10 protein-coding genes and 1 pseudogene are annotated in these 23,425 nt (G+C 73.9%); 5 read left to right on the top strand and 6 right to left on the bottom strand.

Going from position 1 to position 23,425, the window contains the following annotated elements; genetic code table 11:
• Window positions 1–10,993: non-ribosomal peptide synthetase (locus IE313_RS28475; RefSeq protein ID WP_189937209.1), on the bottom strand; the 10,993-nt coding region annotated here is incomplete at its 3' end.
• Window positions 10,994–12,490: 1,497 nt separating this feature from the next.
• Between IE313_RS28475 and IE313_RS28470 the strand changes: the two genes are divergently transcribed.
• Genes IE313_RS28470 through IE313_RS28455 form a run of 4 tightly spaced genes read left to right on the top strand, consistent with a single transcriptional unit; the run spans window position 12,491 to window position 16,458 of the window.
• Window positions 12,491–13,549, top strand: a complete 1,059-nt coding sequence (locus tag IE313_RS28470) for an ABC transporter substrate-binding protein (RefSeq protein WP_189937207.1) — start codon at window positions 12,491–12,493, stop codon at window positions 13,547–13,549.
• Window positions 13,550–13,562: 13 nt separating this feature from the next.
• On the top strand, window positions 13,563–14,567 hold the full coding sequence (locus tag IE313_RS28465) for a FecCD family ABC transporter permease (RefSeq protein ID WP_229925034.1): 1,005 nt from the start codon (window positions 13,563–13,565) through the stop codon (window positions 14,565–14,567).
• Complete coding sequence (locus IE313_RS28460; protein ID WP_189937205.1) at window positions 14,564–15,631, top strand: FecCD family ABC transporter permease; 1,068 nt, start codon at window positions 14,564–14,566, stop codon at window positions 15,629–15,631. The genes IE313_RS28465 and IE313_RS28460 overlap by 4 nt, the downstream gene beginning before the upstream one ends.
• A complete protein-coding gene (locus tag IE313_RS28455) occupies window positions 15,628–16,458 on the top strand; it encodes an ABC transporter ATP-binding protein (RefSeq protein ID WP_189937203.1) in 831 nt (276 codons plus the stop codon). The genes IE313_RS28460 and IE313_RS28455 overlap by 4 nt, the downstream gene beginning before the upstream one ends.
• A gap of 101 nt (window positions 16,459–16,559) precedes the next feature.
• On the opposite strand, the pseudogene IE313_RS28450 reads toward IE313_RS28455, so the two are convergent.
• Window positions 16,560–16,901, bottom strand: a pseudogene (locus tag IE313_RS28450) (GntT/GntP/DsdX family permease); the annotation flags it as partial.
• A 405-nt stretch (window positions 16,902–17,306) separates the two neighbouring features.
• Here IE313_RS28450 and IE313_RS28445 point away from each other — a divergent pair.
• Complete coding sequence (locus IE313_RS28445; RefSeq protein ID WP_189937201.1) at window positions 17,307–18,140, top strand: methyltransferase; 834 nt, start codon at window positions 17,307–17,309, stop codon at window positions 18,138–18,140.
• Window positions 18,141–18,151: 11 nt separating this feature from the next.
• Here the strand turns inward: IE313_RS28445 and IE313_RS28440 are convergent, their stop codons facing one another.
• The 4 genes from IE313_RS28440 to IE313_RS28425 all read right to left on the bottom strand — a co-directional run bounded on the left by IE313_RS28440 (window position 18,152) and on the right by IE313_RS28425 (window position 23,277).
• A complete protein-coding gene (locus IE313_RS28440; protein ID WP_189937199.1) occupies window positions 18,152–18,667 on the bottom strand; it encodes a cupin domain-containing protein in 516 nt (171 codons plus the stop codon).
• 1,047 nt (window positions 18,668–19,714) lie between these two features.
• Window positions 19,715–20,674, bottom strand: coding sequence for a carbohydrate-binding protein (locus IE313_RS28435; RefSeq protein ID WP_189937197.1), 960 nt, complete (start codon window positions 20,672–20,674; stop codon window positions 19,715–19,717).
• Window positions 20,675–20,950: 276 nt separating this feature from the next.
• Window positions 20,951–21,637, bottom strand: a complete 687-nt coding sequence (locus IE313_RS28430) for a response regulator (protein ID WP_189937195.1) — start codon at window positions 21,635–21,637, stop codon at window positions 20,951–20,953.
• The gene (locus tag IE313_RS28425; RefSeq protein WP_189937193.1) at window positions 21,634–23,277 is read right to left on the bottom strand and encodes an ATP-binding protein; all 1,644 of its coding nucleotides are present in this window, start codon (window positions 23,275–23,277) and stop codon (window positions 21,634–21,636) included. The genes IE313_RS28430 and IE313_RS28425 overlap by 4 nt, the downstream gene beginning before the upstream one ends.
• Window positions 23,278–23,425: the final 148 nt, after the last annotated feature.

Genomic DNA, 23,425 nt, shown 5'->3' with positions numbered 1-23,425 from the left:
CCAGAACAGGAAGATCCCCCACCCTGAGCGACGCATCAACCGCCACCGCCCCCAACAACCGCACGAAACGGTCGGCCATCCGGCGGGCCGTCTCCTCGTCGAACAGCTCGCTCGCGTAGTCGAGTTCGCCGTCGATGCCGGCTGCCTCGCCGTGCGGGCCACTCGTCTCGGTCACCGTGAACGAGAGGTCGAACTTCACGGCCGTGGTCCCCAGCGGCAGCGTGCTCACCGCGAGCCCCGGCAGGTCGAGCGGTGTCTCGCCGGTGTTCCGCAGCGCCAGCATCACCTGGAACAGCGGGTGGCGGGCCAGGGACCTGGCCGGTTCGAGCTTTTCCACCAGGTGCTCGAAGGGGACCTCCTGGTGGGCGTAGGCGGCCAGGGAGGTCTCGCGGGCGCGGGCCACCAGGTCGGTGAAGACGGGGTCGCCCGCGGTGTCGGTGCGCAGTACGAGGGTGTTGACGAAGCAGCCGACCGCGTCGTCCAGGGCGTCGTCGGTACGCCCCGCGACCGGCGTGCCGATCGGGATGTCGTCGCCCGCTCCGAGCCTGCTGAGCAGGGCGGCGAGCGCGGCCTGCACCACCATGAACAGGCTCGCGTCGCAGTCGCGGGCGAGTTCGCGGAGCCGGGTGTGAGCGGCGGCGCCCAGGGCGAAGGGCACCCGGCCGCCCCGGTGTCCGGCCACGGGCGGCCGGGGCCGGTCGGCGGGGAGCACGAGCTCCTCGGGGAGGTCCGCCAGGGCCTTCGCCCAGTACGCCGTCTGCCGGGAGACCAGGCTGGCGGGGTCGGCGGGGTCGCCGAGGAGGCGGCGCTGCCACAGGGTGTAGTCGGCGTACTGGACCGGCAGCGGCGTCCAGGCCGGGACCCCGCCCGCCCGGCGCGCCGCGTAGGCGGCGGACAGGTCCCGGGCCAGCGGCAGGTTGGACCATCCGTCGCCCGCGATGTGGTGCAGGACCAGCACCAGGACGTGGTCGTCGGGGCCGACGGCGAGCAGCTCCGCGTGCAGTGGGGGTTCGGCGGTCAGGTCGAAGGGGTGGGCGACCGCGGCGGCGACCGCCCCGGGGAGCCCGGCCTCGTCGACGGCGCGGCACGGCAGGCCGGGCGCGGCCCGTTCCGGGGCGAGCACGACCTGCTCGGGGGTGCCGCCGGTCTCCGGGTGGACCGTGCGCAGCACCTCGTGGCGGGTGACGACGTCGGCGAGGGCGGCGGTCAGCGCGGCGCGGTCGAGACCGCCGCGCAGCCGCAGCGCCAGCGGCATGGCGTACGCGGCGCCGGCGCCTTCCAGCTTGTGCAGGAACCACAGCCGCTGCTGCGCGAACGACAGCGGGAGCGTCCTGGGGCGCGCGGCCGGGCGCAGGGCGGGCCGTGCCTCGCCCCCGGTGTCCAGCCGTGCGGCCAGGGCGGCCACCGTGGGTGCCTCGAACACGTCCCGCACGGCGAGTTCCACACCGAGCACGGCACGGATCCGGGACACCAGCCGGGTGGCCAGCAGGGAGTGCCCGCCGAGCGCGAAGAACCCGTCGTCGATGCCCGGCCGGGCGCTGCCGAGGACGTCGGCGAACAGCCCGCACAGGATCTCCTCGCGGGCCGTGCGCGGTGCCCGGCCGCCGACGGGCGCGGTGGGCCCGGGGGCTGGCAGGGCGCGGCGGGCGACCTTGCCGCTCGGGGTGAGGGGCAGCGCGTCCAGCGGCACCACGGTGGAGGGCACCATGAACTCCGGCAGCGACCGGGCGGCGTGGGCGCGCAGCCCGGCCGGATCGGGCACGGCGCCCGGTGCCGCGACCGTGTAGGCGACCAGCCGCCGGTCGCCGGCCCGGTCCTCCCGTACCACGGCCACGGCGTGGGCGACGTCCGGGTGACGGGACATCACGGCCTCGACCTCGCCCAGTTCGATGCGGAACCCGCGCAGCTTGACCTGGTCGTCGGCCCGCCCGGCGAACTCGAGAGCGCCGTCGGCGGTCCACCGGGCGAGGTCCCCGGTCCGGTACATCCGGGCGCCCGGCGCGCCGCCGAAGGGGTTCGCCACGAACCGCTCGGCGGTCAGGCCGGGCCTGCCCTGGTAACCCCGGGCGAGCTGGGCGCCCGCCAGGTACAGCTCGCCCCGTACGCCGGGCGGCACGGGACGCAGCCCGGCGTCGAGCACGTAGGCCGCGGTGTTCGCCACCGGACGGCCGATGCGGGGCCGCTTGCTGCCAAAGACGGTGGCACCGACCGCGTCGACCGTGCACTCGCTGGGTGCGTAGTAGTTGTGCACCTCGGTGGCGGGCAGTTCCCGCAGCCGCTGCCACAGCGCCGGTCCCGTGGCCTCGGAGCCGAGCACGATGGCGGAGGGCTGGTGCCCCTCGCCGCCGAGCAGGCCGAGGCCGAGGAGTTCCTGGGTGAGGGTCGGACTGATGGCCAGGTGGCCGATTTCGTGCGCCCGTACGTAGGCGCCCAGCGCGGCGGCGTCGCGGCGGGTGTCCTCGTCGACGACGTGCAGTTCGTGGCCCGCGAGGAGGGCGAGCAACTGTCCGACGCACAGGTCGAACGAGAGCGAGGCGGTGTGTGCCGCCCGCAGCCGGCCGCCGGCGGCACGCGCGGCCGGGGCGAGGACGCGGTCGCGGTGGTTGGCGAACAGGTTCGCGATGCCGCCGTGCCGCAGGGCCACGCCCTTGGGCACGCCGGTCGACCCGGAGGTGTACACGATGAAGGCGGTGTGGTCGGCGCGCACGGCGGGCAGCGGCGGCGGCCCGCCGACCGTGTCCGGACCGTCCTGCGGCTCCTGCGTGCCGAGGAGGACGGTGTCGGCCGGGTGGTCGCCCGTCAAGCCGGTCAGTGCCCGCTCGGTGACGAGCACGCGCACCGCGCAGTCGGCGAGCACGAACGCGAGGCGCTCCCGCGGGTAGCCCGGGTCCAGGGGGACGCACGCCCCGCCGGCCTTCCAGATCCCCAGCATCGCCGGGACCATCTCGGGTGAGCGGGTCACGCACAGCCCGACCAGCACGTCGGGGCCCACACCCCGTTCCACCAGCCGTCGGGCCAGCCGGTCGGCACGCGCGCCGAGTTCGGCGAACGTCAGCGTGGTGCCGCCGGCGACGACCGCGGGAGCGTCGGGGGTCAGCGCCGCCTGCCGCTCGAACAGTTCGGGCAGGGTGGGGCCGTACGCCTCCTGCGGGGTGCCGGCCCAGGCTCCCAGGATCCGCTCCCGCTCCTCGGGGGAGAGGATCTCAAGCGCCCCGATGCGCCGGCCGGGGTCGGCGGCCGCGGCCCCGAGGAGCCGTACGAAGCGGGCCGCCAGTTCCTCGGCGGTGGCGTGGTCGAACAGGTCGGCGCTGTACTCCAGGACGCCGCCGAGACCGGCGGGCTCGCCGGAGGGGCCGCGCGCCTCGGTGAGCCCGAAGGACAGGTCGAACTTGGCCGCGCCGACCTCGGCCATGTCCGGGCTCACCCGCAGCCCCGGCAGGTCGAGTCGCGGCTCGGCGTTGTTGTGCAGGGTGAGCATGGTCTGGAAGAGCGGGTGCCGGGCTGCCGAGCGTGCCGGGTTCAGCACCTCCACCAGGTACTCGAAGGGCACGTCCTGGTGGGCGTAGGCGGCCAGCGCGGTCTGCCTGACGCGGCCCAGCAGTTCGTCGAAGCCCGGATCGCCGGAGGTGTCCAGGCGCAGCACGAGGGTGTTGAGGAAGAACCCGACGAGGTCGTCGAGCGCGTCGTCCGTGCGCCCCGCGATCGCGCTGCCGAGCGGGATGTCGGTGCCCGCGCCGAGGCGGGTGAACAGCGCAGCGAGGCCCGCCTGCAACACCATGAACAGGCTCGCGCCCGAGGCACGGGCCAGCTCCTCCAGGCGGGCGTGCAGCTCGGCGTCGACCGAGACGGGTACGACCGAGCCGGTGTAGCCGGCCACCGCGGGGCGGGGCCGGTCGGTGGGCAGGTCCAGCTCCTCGGGCAGCCCGTCGAGGGCGCGCGACCAGTAGGCGATCTGGCGGGCGGCCAGGCTTTCCGGGTCGTCCTCGCGGCCCAGCAGTTCCTGCTGCCACAGGGTGTAGTCGGCGTACTGGACGGGCAGCGGTTCCCAGCGCGGTACCCTTCCGGTCAGACGGGCCGCGTAGGCCTCGGACAGGTCGCGGGCCAGCGGGCCGTTCGACCAGCCGTCGCCGGCGATGTGGTGGACGACCACGACCAGGACGTGGACCTGCGCACCGAGCGCGAACAGCTCGGCCCGCAGCGGCGGCTCGTGGGTCAGCTCGAACCGGTGGGCCGCCGCGGCGGCGACGGCCTCGGCGAGCCCGCCGCCGTCCGCCCCGTCGGCGTCCGCGATCCGCCGTACCGGCAGCCGGACGGCGGCGGCGGGGGACCCGGCGGCCAGGACGACCTGGCGCGGCAGTCCGCCGGAGTCCGGGAAGACGGTGCGCAGGCTCTCGTGCCGGGCCACGACGTCGCCGAGCGCCGCGGCGAGTGCGGCACGGTCGAGCCGGCCCTCCAGCCGTACGACGAAGGGCAGGTTGTAGTTCGGGCTCGCCCCTTCCAGCTTGTGCAGGAACCACAGGCGGCGCTGCGCGAACGACAGCGGGACCGTCTCCGGACGCCGCGGGTGGGGGCGCACCGGCGGGCGCCCGCGGCGGCCCTGGGCGCTCTCCAGACGGGCCGCGAGCCCGGCCACCGTGGGCGTCTCGAACACGGCCCGGATGGGCAGTTCGGCGCCGAGTACGGTCCGTACACGGCTGACGAGGCGGGTGGCGAGCAGGGAGTGGCCGCCGAGGGCGAAGAACTCGTCGTCGATGCCGACCCGGGGTACGCCGAGCACCTCGGCGAACAGGCCGCAGAGGATCTCCTCCTCCGGGCTGCGCGGCGGCCGGCCCGCGCTCGCCCGTGCCCGTGCGGGGGCGGGCAGGGCCCGCCGGTCCACCTTGCCGTTGCGGGTCAGCGGCAGCGCCCCGAGGGTGGTGAACAGCGCGGGGACCATGGGCTCGGGCAGCCGACGCGCCAGGTGCGCGCGAAGCTGCGCGGGGCCTGCGGGGCCCTCGCCGGAGCCGTCGGCCGGGACGACGTACGCCACGAGGCGCTGGTCCCCCGGCCGGTCCTCCCGGACCACGACCGCCGCCTGCGCCACCGCGGGATGGTCGGTCAGCGCGGCCTCGACCTCGCCGAGTTCGACCCGGTGGCCGCGGATCTTGACCTGTTCGTCGGCGCGGCCCGCGAAGACGAGGAACCCGTCCGCGGTCCACCGGGCGAGGTCCCCGGTCCGGTACATCCGGGCGCCCGGCGCTCCGCCGAAGGGGTTCGCCACGAACCGCTCGGCGGTCAGCCCGGGCCTGCCGAGGTAGCCGCGCGCCAACTGCGCCCCGGCGACGTACAGCTCACCGGCCACTCCCGGCGGCACCGGCCGCAGACCGGCGTCGAGCACATACGCCCGCATGCCCGTCATCGGCCGGCCGAGCGGAACGGCGGCGCCCACCGCCTCGCCGGGGGCGAGGTGGAAGTCCAGGCACCCGACGGTGGCCTCCGTCGGGCCGTAGTGGTTGACCACGGCCACGTCCCGGTGGCGCCCGCGCCACTCCTCCAGCGGCCCGGCGTGCAGCGCCTCGCCGCCGAACACAAGCTGCCGCACCGGGGCGAACCCGGCGGGCAGTGCGGCCAGGATCCCCAGATGGCTCGGGGTCGCCTTCATGAACGTCACCGGGGTGCGGGCCAGCAGCGCCGTCAGCCAGGGGTCGTCGTCCAGCCCGGCCACCACCGCGCACCCGCCGCGGGTCAGCGCGCCGTACAGACCCGTGACCGACAGGTCGAAGGCCAGCGGCGTGGGGACCAGGACCGTCCCTTCCAGGCCGGTGTAGACGCGCCGGGCGCGGGCCACGTACTCCGCGAGGCCGCGGTGCGCGACCACCACGCCCTTCGGCCGGCCCGTGGAGCCCGAGGTGTAGATCACGTATGCGGGGTGGTCGGGCAGCAGCGGGGCGGTCCGGTCGGTGTCGGCGGGGCGGGTCGCGGGCCGGTGCTCCAGCGCCCGGGCGGTCTCGGGGTCGTCGAGCAGCAGACGGGCGGGGCCGGTGCTCGCGGGGAGTTTGGCCGCCGACCCGCTGTCCGTCAGCAGCAGGGCGGGCGCGGCGTCGGCGAGCAGGTGGGAGATGCGCGCGCCGGGCTGCGCGAGGTCGACCGGCAGATAGGCGGCACCGGTCTTGAGCACCGCGAGCAGCGTGACGACCAGTTGGGCGGAGCCGGGCAGCGCGACGGCTACCACCCGCTCCGGGCCGATCCCACGGGAGATCAGCAGGTGGGCCAGGCGGTTGGCCCGGGCTTCGGTCTCCGCGTAGGACAGCTCGGCGTCGGGCGCGGCGAGCGCGCGGGCCCGCGGGGTGGCCCCGGCCTGCCGCTCGAACAGCTCGGGCAGAGTTGCGGCGGGACGCGGGTGCTCGGCGCCGATGCCCTGCCACTCCGTCAGCAGTCGGTGGCGCTCGCCCTCGCCGAGGATCTCCAGGGCGCCGAGGGGCAGGTCAGGGTCCTGCGCCACCGCCTCGAGCAGCCTTACGAAGCGCGCCGTCAGGGCTTCGACGGTGGTGCGGTCGAACAGGTCGCCGCCGTACCCGACGTACCCCTCGACACCGCCGGGGCCGCCTGCTGCGCGGGTGGACTCGGTCAGGTTGAACGCCAGGTCGAACTTGGCGGTGCCCGACTCCACGCGCTCCGCCTCGGCGCGCAGGCCGGGCAGTGCGGCCGGCGCCTGAAGCCTGCCGGTGAGCGTGAGCAGCACCTGGAACAGCGGGTGCCTGCTGAGCGACCTGGCGGGGTTGAGGACCTCCACGAGGTGTTCGAAGGGCACGTCCTGGTGGGCGTACGCCGCCAGGTCCGTCTCCCTCACCCGGGCGAGCAGTTCGCCGAAGCCCGGGTCACCGGAGGTGTCGGTGCGCAGGACCAGGGTGTTGACGAAGAAGCCGACCAGGTCGTCGAGGGCGTCGTCGGTGCGTCCCGCGACGGGCGACCCGATCGGGATGTCGGTGCCCGCACCGTGTCTGGTCAGCAGCGCGGCCAGCCCCGCCTGGAGCACCATGAACAGCGTCACGCCGCGTTCCTCGGCCAGGGCCGTGAGCCTTGTGTGCAGGTCGGCGCTCAGGCGCACGGGCACGGTGCCGCCCCGGTGGCTCGCAACGCCGGGGCGAGGGCGGTCGGCGGGGAGGGCGAGTTCGTCGGGGAGGCCCGCCAGGGTACGGGCCCAGTACGCCACCTGGCGCGCGATGAGACTGTCCTTGTCGTTCTCCTGTCCCAGCAGGTCCCGCTGCCACAGCGTGTAGTCCGCGTAGGTCACCGGCAGCGGGGGCCAGGACGGCTGCTCACCGCGGAGGCGGGCCGCGTAGGCGGCGGCCAGGTCGCGGCCCAGCGGCACCATGGACCAGGCGTCGCCCGCGATGTGGTGGACCACCAGCGACAGCACGTGCCGGTCGGGGCCGAGGGCGAACAGTTCCGCGCGCAGCGGCGGCTCGGCGGTCAGGTCGAACCCCGTGGCTGCGCTCGCCGCCAGGGCCTGTGCCAGTCCGGTCTCGTCGACGTGGCGCACCGGCAGGGCGACGGCGGCCGTCCCGGGGTCGAGCACGAGCTGGCGCGGGGCACCGTCGGCCTCGGGGAAGACCGTGCGCAGGCTCTCGTGGCGCCCTGCGACGTCGGCGAGTGCCGCCCGCAGTGCCGCCCTGTCGAGTCCGCCCTCCAGCCTGAGGACGAACGGCATGTTGTAGTCGGCCCCGGCCTCGGGGCCGCCGAGCCGGTTGAGGAACCACAGCCGGCGCTGGGCGAACGACAGCGGGAGCACCGGGGGGCGCTCCACCGGACGCACCGCGGGGCGGGCGTTTCCGCCCGCCTGCCGCAGCGCCGCGGCGAGGCCGGCCGCCGTCGGCGTGTCGAACAGGGTGCGGATCGGCAGCTCGGCGCCGAGGGCGGCCCGTACCCGGCTCAGCAGCCGGGTCGCCAGCAGGGAGTCCCCGCCGAGTTCGAAGAAGCCGTCGTCGATGCCCACCCGGTCCAGGCCGAGGACATCGGCGAACAGGTCGCACAGCAGTCGCTCGGTCGCGTCGCGGGCCGGGCGCCGCGCCGGGCCCGGGGTGAACGCCGGGGCCGGCAGCGCGGCCCGGTCGAGCTTGCCGTTGGCCGTCAGGGGCAGCCGGTCCAGGACGACGACGGCCGCCGGGACCATGTGGCCGGGCAGGTTCCGCGCGGCGAACTCGCGCAGCGCGCCCGCCTCGGGCCGGGCGCCGCCGGCGGGCACCGCGTAGGCCACCAGCCGCCGGTCGCCGGGCCGGTCCTCGCGCACCAGCACCACGGTCCGTTCGACCGCCTCGTGCCGGGCCAGCACGGCCTCGATCTCCGCGGGCTCGATGCGGAACCCGCGCAGTTTGATCTGGTCGTCCGCCCGCCCGGCGTAGTCGAGCCTGCCGTCCTGGTGCCGGCGGACGCGGTCCCCGGTGCGGTACATGCGTTGCCCGGCGGAGCCGAAGGGGTCGGCCACGAAGCGTTCCGCGCTCAGGCCCGGGCGCCCGAGATAGCCGCGGGCGAGCCCCGGCCCCGCCACGTACAGTTCGCCGGTGGCACCGGGCGGCAGCGGCTGGAGGGCGTTGTCGAGCACGTAGGCGCGCAGGTCGGGGATCGGCTCGCCGATCACGCTCCGGGGCGGCTCGGCGGCCGCGTCGCACTCGTCGAGCGGGGCGTGGGTGACGTGCACGGTGGTCTCGGTGATGCCGTACATGTTCACCAGCCGTGGCGCGTCGGCCGGATGCCGCAGGTACCACTCGCGCAGTCCGGCCGGGTCCAGCGCCTCACCGCCGAGGACGACCGTGCGCAGCGCCAGCCGCGCGGAGCGTTCCGGGTCGTCCTGGTCGGCCCGCATCAGTTGCTGGAACGCCGACGGCGTCTGGTTGAGCACCGTGACCCTGTGGCATACGAGCAGGTCGAGGAAGCGGGCGGGGGAACGGCTCTCGTCCTTCGGGACGACGACCAGCCGGCCGCCGTGCAGGAGTGCCCCCCACAGCTCCCAGACGGAGAAGTCGAAGGCGTAGGAGTGGAAGAGGGTCCACACGTCGTCAGGGCCGAAGCCGAACCAGGCGTCGGTCTCCCGGAAGAGCCGCAGCACGTTACGGTGCGGGACGATTACGCCCTTGGGGGTGCCCGTCGACCCCGAGGTGTAGATGACGTAGGCCGGGTGGGCGGGGTCCCGCGGTCCGGGCCGCTCCGCGTCGGTGAGGTCCCCGCCGGGCCCGGCGGCCAGGGTGCGGAGGGTGGCGTCGGCGTCCAGCCGTACGGCGTCCGCGTCGTAGGGGGTTCCGGTGGCCCCTTCGCCGGTGGTGACCAGGCACACGGGGGCGGCGTCGGTGAGTGTGAGCGCGATCCGCTCCGGCGGGTAGCCGGGGTCGACCGGCAGGTACGCGGCGCCCGTCTTCACCACCGCGAGCAGGGCCACCACGAGGTCGGCGGAGCGCGGCAGCGCCACGGCCACCAGCCGCTCCGGCCCTGCCCCCCGCCCCAGCAGCAGCCGCGCCAGCCGGTTGGCCCGCTCGTTCAGCTCGGCGTAGGTCAGTTCGCCGTCCCCGGAGACGACGGCCACGGCGCCGGGGGTGTGCTGTGCCCGCTCCTCGAACAGGGTCGGGAGCGTCGGGCCGGGGGCCGCGGCGCCCGGGCCGTCCGCCGTCGGCCGCGGCGGCAGTGCCCGGGCGCGCTCGCCGGGGAGCAGGATGTCGATGCGGCCGACGGGCGCTTCCGGGTCGGCCGTGGCGAGGCCTTCCAGGACGCGCAGGAAGCGCCGCTGGTGCGCGGCGTTCTCCTGCGCGTCGTACACGGCGGGGTTGGCGTCGAAGTCGACGTGCAGCGCGCCGTCGCCCGAGCGGTCGTCGACGCGGACGGAGAGATCGGCGACGGGTCCGATGGCCAGGTTCCGGGTGGTCGCCCGGGCCGCCCCGAAGGCGAGGTCGTAGGCGAAGGACATGATGTTGACCGTCGGGCCGAACAGGCGGCGCTCGCCGCCGACCGTCCGCAGCTCGCGCAGCACGTCCTCGTACCGGTACCGCTGGTGCTTCAGCAGCAGCCGGGTCTCTGCGGACACCTGGCGCATCAGGTCCCGGGCACTCATGTCCGGCCGGACCTCCAGCCAGAGCGGCAGTTCGTTGGACATCGGTCCGCGGATGTTGCGGCCGCCGCCGGTCCGTCCCGCCACCGGGATGCCGAGGGCCACTTCGCCGGCGCCGGTCATCCGGGCGAGGTACACGGCCGTGGCGGCGATCAGGGGAACGGGCAGGCCGGTCCGTGAGCGGCGGGCCAGCGCCCGCAGGCCGTCGGCGGTGGCGTCCGGTATCCGCGCGCTCTGCCGCAGGAAGCTCCGCGAGATCCCGCCCGTGCGGCCGGCGAGGGTGACCGCCTCGGGACGGCCGGCCAGCCGGTTCAGCCAGTGGTCCCGGTCGCGGCTGAAGCGCTCCGAGTGCCGGTACGCGGTGTCGTCGGCGAGGAGCAGGTCCAGCGAACCGCCGTCGTCCGCCCGCTGCGGTGTCCCGGTCGCGAGGGCCGTGTAGACCTCGGCCACCCGGTGCGCGAACAGTGCGCACATGTGTCCGTCGGTGACGAGGTGATGGCCGCGCAGGTAGAAGAAGTTGCGCTCGGCCCCGGCCCTGAGCAGGGTCAGGGTGAACGTCCGGCCGGACTGCGGGCTCACCGGTACCGCCAGCTCGGCCCGCATCCATGCCTCGGCGGCCGCGCGTGGATCCGGCTCCGCGCCGATGTCGAGGACCTGGAACTGCCAGTCGCCGGCGGGTTCGTACGTCTGGCGCGGGCCCTGGCCGTCGTCGGTGAAGCGAACGTTGAGGGTGTCGGTCTCCGCCACCACCTGCCGCACCGCCGTCTGGAGTGTCGGCACGGCGACGGGGCCGTCGATGTCCAGATACTCGGCGGTGTTGTAGCTCGGGCTGTCGGGATCGAGCTGCTGCGCGAACCAGATGCCGCGTTGCGCCGAGGACAAGGGCCAGATGCGGTGCGGAGTACCGGGCACTGCCATCCCATCTTTTTCCGGCGCTCGCCGGGCGGCGAGGCGGGTGGAGACCGCGCCGCCTCCCCGTGCGGTGGGCCCGTGCGCACACGGGTCCCGCACAGCCGGCCCCGGCCGTGTCGTGTGGTGTCGTGGTGGGGATCCGTGCCGGATGGCGCCTGCCTGCCGATGGCGGAACAGGCCGCGAGTCCCCTGTGCGGATCCGTACCGCCCGGAGGCGTCCGGTGGTGCACCGTCGGTACGGGCGGCGTACGAAGCCGTGTGGCCCGATGGGCCGCCGCGGGGCGGCGGCAGCGTGTTGTACGGCTGAGTTTCTCCAGGTTGGAGCGGCAGAAAGCTTTAGACTTGAAGGACGATACCTAGCCCGAACCGGCGAAAACCACGTGCCCCAGGTCACGTTTAGGGCGTCGCCTTCCGGCCTTCGCATTGTCTTCGCTGGCCACAGGGGCGGAAGTAATCACCGGACTTCGCGTTACCGGTAGTAATAATTCGGTGATCGTGACGAAATCTGATCGTCCGCCTGATCTGATTGAGCCATTGCTTCGTTCGCCCTCAGTCGGCGCCGCACGAGCGGGCGGTGACATGATTTCGACTCCGGCAGGACGGGTGCGCGCCTTCACCTCGGGGAGCGAGCGCGGAGTTCTCCGGCCCCGGTGGCGGTGGTCCCGCGCGGCGCCGCCCGGCGAACGGATCCCCCAGGGCGGGACCCTCGGTTCCGCACTCTCGCGCGGCCCCTCCGGCACGATCCCCTGGCACGCCCCGCACCCCATGCACAGCTCAACGACGTCACCACCGTCCAGGACACGGCCCCGGGGGCCCGCGGGGCGGCGACGGCGGGCAGGGGCGGCGAACGGCCCCTCGGCGCCTCCGGTCACCGCGGGGCGAGGAGCGGTGCGCATCGGCCGGCGCGGCTGCCGAGGCACCGCCCGACCGCGCCCGGCGCCACCGGGCCCGCATGTCCGCGAGCAGACGCAGCAACGGAGTACGCGTCACGGCATGCCGCTCCCCCACCGCCCTGTCAAGCAGTGCGCCATTCCGTGCCGCCGCGGCGGCCGCTTTTCCGCGAATTCCCCGACGGTTTTCCGACCTGACCGCCTCGGGCTTCCGCCACATTCGGCCATCGAGGAAGTCGTCCCCCATTTCTCCGCACAGCGGAGGGAGATGCGTTCAATCGTGTCACCTCACGCGTGGCAGTCGGTCACCTCACACCTTTCCGGCCATATATCCGAGCAGTAATAATCCGGCCATATTCCTGAGCAGCCAACCGGGGCGCCCCGCTCCCGTACCGGCCATTCGCCGGCCCGGGCGGCTCCGCGGAGCCCCTTCCTTCTGCACTGGGCCCCACGCGCCCGGACGGCGGCACTCCTCCTCCCGGCGGGGACTCCCGTTCCGCCCCGCCGAGCCGCCGCCCGTGCGAGGGGACCCCCTTGCGTCGCGCACACCCGTGCCGCATAAGGTAAGGCTCACCTAATGATTTAAGGGTGAACCACAGCTAGGAGCTGCCCCATGTCTTATCCGCGCCGCGGCACGGCCGCAGTCGCTCTCGCGGTCGCCGCCGCGCTGTCGCTCGCGGCGTGCGGCGGGTCCTCCGGTGGTGGCGTGGGCGGTCACGGCGCCTCCGCCGCGGCCGGCTCGGGGGCGGCGGACTCCAAGTCCGTCGCGAAGGGCGGGAAGGACTTCGCGGACGCCGCCGAGAAGACCGCCGCGCTCGGCACGGACGCCGAACCCGGCCAGTGGCCGCGCACGATCAAGCAGGCCATGGGCACTACCGTGATAAAGGCGCAGCCCAAGCGCGTGGTCGTGCTGGACGTCGGCGAACTCGACAACGTCGTCTCGCTGGGAGTGAAGCCGGTCGGCGTGGCCCTGTCCGAGGGCTCGCCGCGGCTGCCGTCCTACCTGAGGAAGGAGGCGGGGACGCCGAAGGACGTCGGCACCATCAACAGCCTCAATCTGGAGGCCATCGCGGCCCTCAAGCCCGACCTGATCCTGGGCAGCCAGTTGCGCGCCGCCGCCTCGTACGACGAGCTGTCGAAGATCGCGCCGACCGTCTTCTCGATCCGCCCCGGCTTCCCCTGGAAGGAGAACTACCTCCTCAACGCGGCGGCGCTGGACAAGACCGCGCAGGCCAAGGCCCAGCTCGCCGCCTACGACAAGCGTGCGAAGGCACTCGGCGACAGGCTCGGCGCCCACAAGCCGACCGTGTCGATGGTCCGATACATGCCCGACGGCGTCATCCGGCTCTATGCCAACGACTCCTTCATCGGCACGATCCTCAAGGACGTCGGTATCCCGCGCCCGAAGAACCAGGACATCGAGGACCTGGCCACCGAGATCAGCGCGGAGAACATCGACGAGGCCGACGCCGACTGGATCTTCACCGGTGTCTACGGCGACCCGAAGGCCACGGACAAGAGCAAGGCCCAGAGCAACCCCCTCTGGAAGAACCTCAAGGCGGTCAGGGACGGCCACGCCTACGACGTGCCCGACGAGACCTGGTACCTGGGGCTCGGCGTCACCGCCGCCGACGCCGTGCTCGACGACCTCCAGAAGCACCTGACGGCCTGACCGGGCACGGACCATGACGTCACGTACCTTCGGCCGGGCCGGCTGGCTGCTGGCCGGCACGGCGATGCTGCTGGTCGCCGTCCTGCTGAGCCTCGGCGTGGGCAGCCGCTCGGTCGCGCCGGGCGAGGTGATCCGGGCCCTGGTGCACGGCGGCACCAGCGACGACGCACAGGTGGTGCGGTCGTTGCGGGTGCCGCGCACGGTCATCGGCGTACTGGCCGGCGCGGCTCTCGCGCTCGCCGGGACGGTGATGCAGGGAGTCACCCGCAACCCCATCGCGGAACCGGGCATCCTCGGTGTCAGCCAGGGCGCTTCGGCCGGTGTGGTGTGCGCCATCGCGTTCTTCGGCGTGCACACGCTGGGCGGGTACGTGTGGTTCGCCTTCACGGGCGCGGCGCTGGCGACGGTGGGGGTGTACGCGGTCGCCAGTCGCGGGCGCGGCGGGGCCTCGCCGGTCAAGCTGGCCCTCGCGGGCGCCGCGATGAACGCCTTCCTCGCCTCGCTGGTGTCCGGGGTCGCCACGACCAACGGGCGCGCCCTGGACGAGTTCCGCTTCTGGCAGGTCGGCTCGCTCAGCGGCCGCGGCAGCGAGATCATCGGCCAGCTCTGGCCGTTCCTGCTGGCCGGACTTGTGCTGGTCGCGGCGCTGGCCCGGGGGCTGGACGCGCTCGCGCTCGGCGACGACGCCGCCAAGGCCCTCGGGCACAACGTCGGCCTGCTGCGCGTGCTCGGCGCGCTGGGCGCGACCGTGCTGACGGGAGCGGCGGTGGCCGCGGTCGGGCCGATCGCGTTCACCGGCCTCGCCGTGCCGCACATCGCCCGTGCCCTGGTGGGCAGCGCGCACCGCTGGGTGCTGCCGCTGGCCGCGCTCCTCGGGCCGGTGATGATCCTCGGCGCCGACGTGCTCGGCCGCATCGTCTTCCCACCCTCGGAGGTTCCGGTGGCCGTCATGACCGCCCTGATCGGCGTGCCGTTCCTGATCGTGCTCGTCCGGCGCCGGGCCGCGGTGGCCGCATGAGCAGGACCACGGCCCCCGTCCGCCCGGCCGGGCACGCCGTCCTGCGCGGCGGACGCGCCAGCTTCCTCGTGCACCGCCGGGCGGTCGCTGTCTCGGCGGTGCTGGCGGTGCTCCTCGCGTGTGCGGTGGTGGCGTACCTGTGTGTCGGCGAGTCCTTCGTCCCACCGGTGGAGGTCGTCCGGGTGCTGCTCGGGCGCCCGAGCCCCGACACTCTGGTGGTGGGCACGCTGCGGCTGCCCCGGCTGACCGTCGCCCTCCTCGCGGGGGCGGCGTTCGGCGTTGCGGGCGCCCTGGTGCAGACCGTGGCACGCAACCCGCTGGCCAGCCCCGACGTCATCGGTGTCACGCACGGCGCCGGCGCCGCCACGGTGGCGGCGATCAGCTTCAACGCCGTCGCCTACGACGCGCTGCCGTACGTCTCCGTCGCCGGCGGCCTCGCCGCCGCCGTGCTGGTGTACTCCTTCGCGTGGCGCCGCGGGCTGCACTCGTCGCGTTTCGTGCTGGTCGGCATCGGCGTGTCGGTCGCGCTCGGCTCGTTGACGCAACTGTTCCTCACCAAGGGCGACTACCTGGTGGCCCAGCAGGCCAAGATCTGGCTCACCGGCTCCCTCAACGGCCGCGGCTACGAGGAGGCGCGGCCCCTTGCGCTCGTCGTGCTGCTGAGCGTCCCGGCAGCCCTGTGGGCGGCGCGGGCCCAGCGCAGCGCGTCCTTCGACGACGACACGGCGGACGCGCTCGGCGTGCGCCTGGACCGGGTCCGGCTCGGCCTGACCGTGCTCGGGGTCGTGCTGGCGTCCGTGGCGACCGGTGCCGCCGGACCGGTCGACTTCGTCGCGCTGCTCGCCCCGCAGATCGCGCGAAGGCTCACCCGCACGGCCCACGTGCCGCTGCTGAGCGCCGCGTTGACCGGCTCCCTGATCGTCGTGGCCGCGGACCTGCTGGCACGCCGCATGTTCTCCCCGACCGAGCTGCCCGTCGGCGTCCTGACCGCCGCGGTGGGGGCCCCGTACCTGATGTGGCTCATCGTCCGCACCCGCAGCCGTTCCGGAGGCACCTCCTCATGAGCGCTCCATCCACCAGCCGCCTGTCCGCGCGGGACCTGACCCTCGCCTACGAGGACCGCACCGTCGTCGAGGGCCTGGACCTGGAGGTCCCCGACGGCAGGGTCACGGTCGTCGTCGGCCCCAACGCCTGCGGCAAGTCCACCCTCCTGCGGGCGCTGGGCCGCCTGCTCACACCGCGCCGAGGCGCGGTGCTGCTGGACGGCGCCGCACTCGCCCGCGTCCCCGGCAGGCAGATCGCGCGGACGATCGGCGTCCTGCCCCAGTCCCCCACGCCGCCGGACGGCATCACCGTCGCCGACCTCGTGGCCCGCGGCCGCCAGCCGCACCAGAAGTGGTGGCAGCAGTGGTCGGAGGCGGACGAGCGGGCCGTCACCGAGGCGCTGGAGCGTACCGGCACCGCGGACCTCGCCGACCGCCCGGTGGACGAGCTCTCCGGCGGCCAGCGGCAGCGGGCGTGGATCGCCATGGCCCTGGCCCAGGACACGGACCTGCTGCTGCTCGACGAGCCCACGACATACCTGGACATCGCGCACCAGGTGGAGGTGCTGGACCTCGTGCGCCGACTCAACCACGAGCGCGGCCGCACCGTCGTCGCCGTCCTCCACGACCTCAACCAGGCCGCCCGCTACGCCGACCACCTCGTCGCCATGCAGGCCGGCCGCATCGTCGCCCAGGGCCCGCCGAACGAGGTCGTCACCGCCGACCTGGTCCAGGACGTCTTCGGCCTCTCCTGCGTCGTCGTGCCCGACCCCGTCACCGGCGGCCCCCTCGTCGTCCCCGCCCACGCCTGGCAGCCCGCATCCCCGCGGGAGGAGCAGGCACGCTGAGCGCCGCGAAGGCGCCCGGCAGCCAGCCGGGCGCCTTCGCACGCCCAGGGCGTCCAGGCTGCGTTCCACGGCCAGTACCCCTGCCAGGCCCGGGACGGCGAGGTGTCTGCCGAGGTGGCCAGGTCGGTGACGGCCGCACCAGCGATCAGTACGACGGGCAGCAGGGCGACGGCCGGCGACCAGCCGGTACCCGGCATGTCCTCGTCCTCGAAGACCTCCTCGCCCACGAGCCCCTTGGGCACCCGCGGGTCCATCGCGCGCACGAAGGGGAGGCGGGGCCGCACGAGGGCGACGAGCACACCGACGGGGACGGCGATGAACAGTCCGTGGGGCAGGGTGAGTCCGACCGGCGCGTGGAAGGAGGACGCCACCGCGATGGGGCCCGGCTCGGGCGGCGGGAAACTGTGCATGGTGGACAGTGGGATGGACATCGGCAGCCCGACTCGGGGCGCCGCCCAGCGCATCGCGGGCAGGCTGCTCGACCATCGGGCTCGGCGCCATGGTCGGCCGGGTGAGCAGCGTCCGGCCCGTTGCCGTCCGCGGAGAGTGCCGGAACCGAACGCACCCGGCTGCCGCGCCTGTTGCACAACGCGGGAACGCGACCGGGCCGGATGCGGGCCATCCCCTCCTGCGCGACCGGGCAGTTCACGTCCCTGGACGGAGAGGAGCCCACACACCCGCCACCCACCCGCCTTCGCCGCGCTCCTGCTCCTAGCCGTCGGCGTCGCCCTGGCGCAGGAAGGGGGAGAAAGTGGACGGACCCACCACCGGGGCACTCCGCCCAGCAGGTGCACGCGTTCAGTCGGACCGCACGGCGATCAGCCCCGCCGCACGCGACAATCGTCCTCATGACGCCCCCCGCAGCGGCCTCCCCGGACGACGGCTACCTCCTCGACAACGCGCGCTCGGAGGCCGGGGCGCGCTTCGACGCGCTCCGTGAGCTGTTCGACTCCTCCACCTTCCGGCACATCGATGAGCTGGGAATCGCTCCGGGCTGGCGGTGCTGGGAGGTCGGGGCGGGTGGCACCTCGGTGGTGAACTGGCTCGCCGGGCGGGTCGGGACGGCCGGCCGGGTACTGGCGACCGACATCGACACCTCCTGGGCCTGCGATGCGGCAGGGGGCGTCGTCGACGTCCTGCGCCACGACGTCGGCCGCGACCGGTCGCCCGGGGGTGCGGGCTTCGACCTCGTGCACGCCCGGTTGGTGCTGGTGCACGTGGCCGACCGGCAACGGGCCCTGCGCATGATGACCGAGTCGCTGCGGCCCGGTGGCCTGCTGCTGGTGGAGGACGCCGATCCCGCGCTGCAACCGCTCATCTGCCTGGACGAGCACGGGCCGGAGCAGGTACTGGCCAACAAGCTGCGGTCCGGTTTCCGCGCGCTGCTGGCTGCCCGTGGCGCCGACCTCGCCTACGGCCGCAAGCTTCCCCGCCTGCTTCGCGAGGCGGGGCTGACGGGCGTCCGCGCGGACGCGTACTTCCCGATCGCCTCGGCAGCCTGCGACGTTTTGGAGGCCGCGACGGTCCGCCAGGTGCGCGACCATCTCGTGGCCGCCGGGCTGGCGACCGACGAGGACATCGACCGCCATCTCGCGAACGTCGCCTCCGGCCGCCTCGACCTGGCCACCTCCCCCATGATCTCCGCATGGGGCCGGCGTCCGGCGGAGCCCGGTCCGGCCTGAGCCGCGGCCGGTCACCGCCCCGCTTCGGGCCGTTCACCAGTGACGTACAGCGCCGGGAGGTTGACGACGACCGCCTCCTGCGTGCTGCGGGCGATCACCACGACGGCCTCCTCGTCGCGGCTCGGGTTCTCCTCGCGGTGCGGGACGTACGGCGGTACGAACACGTAGTCGCCGGGAGAGGTGCGGATGCGGACCTCGGTGGGCGTTCCGCCGCTGTCGTCGAGGAAGACGAACTCGGGGTGGCCCTCGACGACGTGGATGGCCGTCTCGGACGCCCCGTGATGGTGGTTGGAGGAGGCGGTGCCGGGGGCCACGTGGGTCTGGCCCATCCAGATGCGCTCCGAGCCGACGGTGTGTCCGCTGATCGCCGCGAACCGGCGCATCCCGTCGGTCTGCGCGGTGTCGCCGTCCAGTGCATCGGCGCGGACGTGGTGGAGTCGGTGGCGCAGCGGGGCTTTCCCGGAATGCGGCAGGTCGGGGTGGAAGGCGTCGTCGCCCGTGCTGGACGGGGGCTGGTCGGGGGCCATGAACGTCCCTGCTCGTCGAGGGCTGCACGGTCCCGGCGACCGTAGGGACCGGCGCCGATGGATGTCAAGGTGCCACCGCTGCCGTCAGCCACTCGTCCGTCCGGACGGGTCCGGACAGGTTCGGACGGACGCCCTGGCGGTTCGCGGGGCGCGCGGAAGCAGGCGACCGGCGACCGCACGCCCCGCCGGCCGCCGCGGCGGTGCGGCAGCCGCTCAGTCCCAGTGGTCGACGCGCCACGCCCGGGGTCGTCCGTGACCATATGCAGTCCCGCCGTGCCGTCACGGCCGTCGGCGTCGGCATCGGCATCGGCATCGGCATCGGCGGAGACGTCCCGGCTCTCGGCCCCGCCCGCCGTCCGGGTGGGGGACCCGATCTCCTCGTCCGCGTTGCCGGGTGGTACTCCCGCACCCGCCTCGCCCAGGACAGCGTCCACTGCCAACCTGCCAACCTGCCGACGGGCCGCACCCGGGGGCGTTCTGGTCGACCCGGTGCCCGCGTCACCCGTCCACCACCCGGACGCCGCGGACACCCTCGCGCCCAAGACGCATCGGCGCACTCTCACCCCGCGGATCAGGGAGTTCGTCCGGCAGCACGTGCACGAGCCGGACCCGGCTCCCCGGCCGTCGCCACCGCACACCACATCTCCGTCAGCCGTCTGCACCGCCTGTTCGGGTCGCAGGACACCACGGTGGCCCCCTGGATCCGCCGTCGGCGCCTCGCAGGGTGCGGGCCGCGATCTGTCGAACCCGGCGCTGCGGACCCGGGCCGTTCCACCGCATCGCCGCCCGGTGGGACTTCGGCGAGCACGCGACTCCCACCCGCTCCTTCACCGCCGCCTACGGCATGCCGCCTCGCGAGTACCGGCACCGGGCCCCCGAGACGCCCCCTGGTGACGATCCACCGCCGGAGGCCGAGCGGGGCCGCGCCCCGCCCAGGGCCGTGACCGGCGTCGACGGCGCCGGCCTCCTCGGTTGTGTCAGCCGTATCGGGCGCGGCGCGAAGACCGCCTGCCGTACGCGAGCGGATGAGCGAGGCGCGGCGCGGGATCAGCCCACGGCTTTCCAGTGGTCGTAGGCAGAGACCATCTGGAAGCTGCGGTTCGGGCAGTAGAAGGCGCTGTTCGGCTGGTCGTAGTGGGTGTCCGAGTTGGCCGAGGTCGCGGCGGACCAGGCGCCGTTGTTGCGCACCGATATGTTGCTGGACTCGAAGGCAAGGCCGGCCATGGCGTCGCAGGAGTAGGCCCGCCCGGAGGAACCGATCGTGGAGTAGAGCTCCTCGATGTCCCAGCCGTCGGTGCGACCCGACTGGTTGGTGCCGGACTGGGTGAACAGGGTGTCCCACCGTCCGGTCGAGTAGTTGTAGAGGGCCGCTGACCAGGTGTTGGAGCTGGCGGAGGTGCGGACGACCCGTCCGGTGTACGCGCCGGAGCCACCGGTGTAGGTGTTCAGGAAGGAGCTGTCGATGGGCACGGAGGCTGCGAAGTTGACACTCCTGCACCAGTCCCAGGCCGAGACCGAGCGGACGGACTGCGTGTAGACCGTGACCAGTTCGACGCACGAGCCGCCGGGCGGGTACAGGGTGGGGGTGTAGATGGTGGTGTAGCCGTCCTGGACCCTGAGCTGGGTGGAGACCGACTGCGTGGCACAGGCACCGTCCGCGCCGGACGCCGCCTTGAACGCGGTGCCCTGCGCCGGATGGATGTCGACCAGCGGCAGGCGCACGGCGTTGCTGCCGGTGCCGAGCGGGCCCTTGGCGGCGATCCCGTACCGCTCGCGGTGCTGGGCGGTGAGGGAGGAGAGCCGGCTGTGGACCTCCTGTTGGGACAGGGCTCCGCGTACGGTGCGGCCGGAGACGGCGGTGGAGCAGACTCCGACGTCCGCGACCCGAAGGTGTGCGGCGGTGTGCGTGGCGTTCGCGGGGCTGGCGGTGGCAGTGCCCGGACCGCAGCCCAGGACCATGGCTGCGGCGGCGGCGAGAACTGCCACCGTGGACTTCAGGCTTCTCACGCTGATGCGATCCTCTCGGGAGGCCAAAGGGCGCAAAACATGTCCATGACAAGACACAGAAGACAGAAAGAGAAGCCTTCGGTCGATTATTGTCACCCTGGCACCAAGAAAAGGCCGGTTCTGCGATCCGCATCACCGCCGACGGAGATGCGGCAGCGGCTCCCGGGCCACCCCCCGGCAGCCGCGTCCGACGACCCGAACCACCGGGCGACGGCCCCGCCGACGTGCGCGGTCATGTCCCGGGCGCCCGGCGGACGGTGCCCGACGGCTCCCCCGCTACCCGGGATATCCGTACAGGTGTTCAGGTCGACCCGCGTCGCCGTAGCGCAGCGACAGTTGGAGGGACCCCTGGTCCTGAAGGTGCCGGAGGTAGCGCTGGGCGGTCGAACGGCTGATTTTCGCGCGTGAGGCGACCTCCTGGGCCGACAGCGGCCGGCCGGCCTGGCGCAGGATGCGGCAGATGAGGTCGACGGTCGGGCCCGACCAGCCCTTGGCAGGAGAGGGCGTTGCGCTCGTCAGCGTGCGCAGAGCGCCGTAGATGAGGTCGACCTGGTGCTGACCCGGGGCGGTCCGGCCCCCGACGTCGCGCAGGGTGCGGCGCAGTTGCCGGTAGCTCTCCAGCCTCGTGCGCAGTCCGTCGAAGCTGAACGGTTTCACGAGGTACTGCAGAACGCCGTGCCTGAGCGCGGTCTCGACGACGTCGACGTCCTGGGCGGCGGTGACCATGATGACGTCGCACTTCAGCCCGCGTTGCCGCATGCCGCGCACCAGATCGAGCCCCGTACGGTCGGGGAGGTAGTGGTCCAGCAGGAGCAGGTCCACCGGGTTCCCGTCCAGCACGGACATCGCCTGCATCGCCGTGTGCGCCGTGCCGACGACACGGAAGCCCGGCACCTTGCGCACATAGGCTGCGTTGATCTCTGCCACGTGGAAGTCGTCGTCCACCACAAGAACGTCGATCAAGACGGGTCTCCTGCCAGGGCTGGTACGGAAGGCGCCTTGGGCGCGTCGGAGAAGGTGCCGGGGAAGGTGACCGTGAAGACGGCGCCACCACCCGCCCGTGCCGCCACCCGCGCGACACCGCCGTACCGCTCGGCGAGGCTTCTGACCAGGGCCAGGCCCAGGCCCCGGTCACGGTGTGCCGGCGACGTCTTCGTCGTCCACCCCTCGTCGAAGATCCTCTCGCGCAGCCCGACCGGCACGCCCGGGCCGTTGTCGCTGACGCGGGCCACGACGGTGTCCCCTTCCACGAGGACCTCGACCTCGACCACGGGCTCGGTGACGCGGCCGCCCCCCACCACGTCCAGAGCGTTGTCGATCAGGTTGCCCAGCACCGTCACGACGTCGCGGGCGTCGATCAGGCCGTTGGGAAGCAGGGTCCTGTCGGACAGCCGCAGCGCGACGCCGCGCTCCGAGGCGATGGCGGACTTGCCGACCAGCAGTGCGGACACCACGGGCATCCTGATGCGTTCGGAGAACTTCTCGGCGGATGCGTGTCGGGCCCGGGTGAGACCGGCGACGTAGCTGCGCGCCCTTTCCGCCATGTCCAGGTCGAGGAAGCCGAGAACCGTGTGCAGACGGTTCGCGTGCTCGTGGTCCTGCGCACGCAGTGCCTCCAGCAGGCCCTTGGTGGAGTCCAGTTCCCTGCCGAGGACGGCGACCTCCGTGCGGTCGCGCAGCGTGACGACCGATCCCCCGTCCTGGGTCGGCATGCGGTTGGCGATCAGGACGCGGCTGCCGCGCACCGTCAGCAGGTCGCGGCCGGTGACCTGGCCCGCGAGGACGTCGCGGGACCGGCCCGGGGGGAGCAGGTCGTTGAGCCTGCGCCCCTCGGCGCCGTCGTCGAGGGCGAGGAGGCGGGCGGCCTCGTCGTTGACGAGCCGCACCCGGTCCTTCTCGTCCAGGGCGACGACACCCTCCCGCACGGCGTGCAGCATCGCCTCGCGCTCCGCCAGCAGTGCGGAGATGTCCGCGACGGAGACGCCGTGCGTGCGCCTGCGCAGCGCCCGCGCCACCAGGAACGCGGCACACGCGCCCACCGCCAGTGTGGCGCCCGCGTACCGCAGCAGTCCGGGCAGGGCGGCGAGCAGGCGATCGCGGACACCTGAGTAGGCGATCCCCACGGAGACCGCTCCGACGACCCGTCCGCGGCGGTCGCGCAGGGGCACCTTCGCGCGGGCGGAGGTGCCGAGCGTGCCCCGGTCGACCTGCAGCACGACACGTCCGTGGAGGGGGATCGACGGATCCGTCGACACGTGGTGGCCCACCCGCCGGGCGTCCGTGTGCGACCAGCGAACGCCCCGCAGGTTCATCACGACCACGTACAGGGCGCCCGTCGCCCGCCGGGTGAGCTCGGCCTGCCGCTGGACCGGGCCCCTCGGATCCGGCCCACCGGCCAGCAGGCCGGCGGCGATGTCCGGGTCCGCAGCGGTGGTCTGCGCGATGGCCAGCGCCTCGTGCTCGGCCTGGTCGTCGAGCTGGGTCCGCAGCGGTTGCAGGAACAGGCCCGTCAGCAGGAGCAGGACCCCCGTGGTGATCAGCAGTTGTGCGATCAGCACCTGGGCGAACACCTGCCGGGGCCAGCCGACGCGCAAGCGGGCCACAATGACACCTGCCTTCGGGGGGACTCTCCCGCGCGACGATCGTTTCGCCGGGATGGACGCACCGTAGCGTTCGACGATTCGGCCCGGGAAGCCCCCGGCAGCAGCTCAGGCCGCCCGGCGTGAGCACAATGAGCAGAAGCCCCGCTTA

This window comes from Streptomyces sulfonofaciens (genome assembly GCF_014656295.1).
Taxonomy (GTDB): Bacteria; Actinomycetota; Actinomycetes; order Streptomycetales; family Streptomycetaceae; genus Streptomyces; species Streptomyces sulfonofaciens.
Note: the sequence above shows the minus strand (reverse complement) of the source record. Positions and strands in the feature narration are given on the sequence as shown.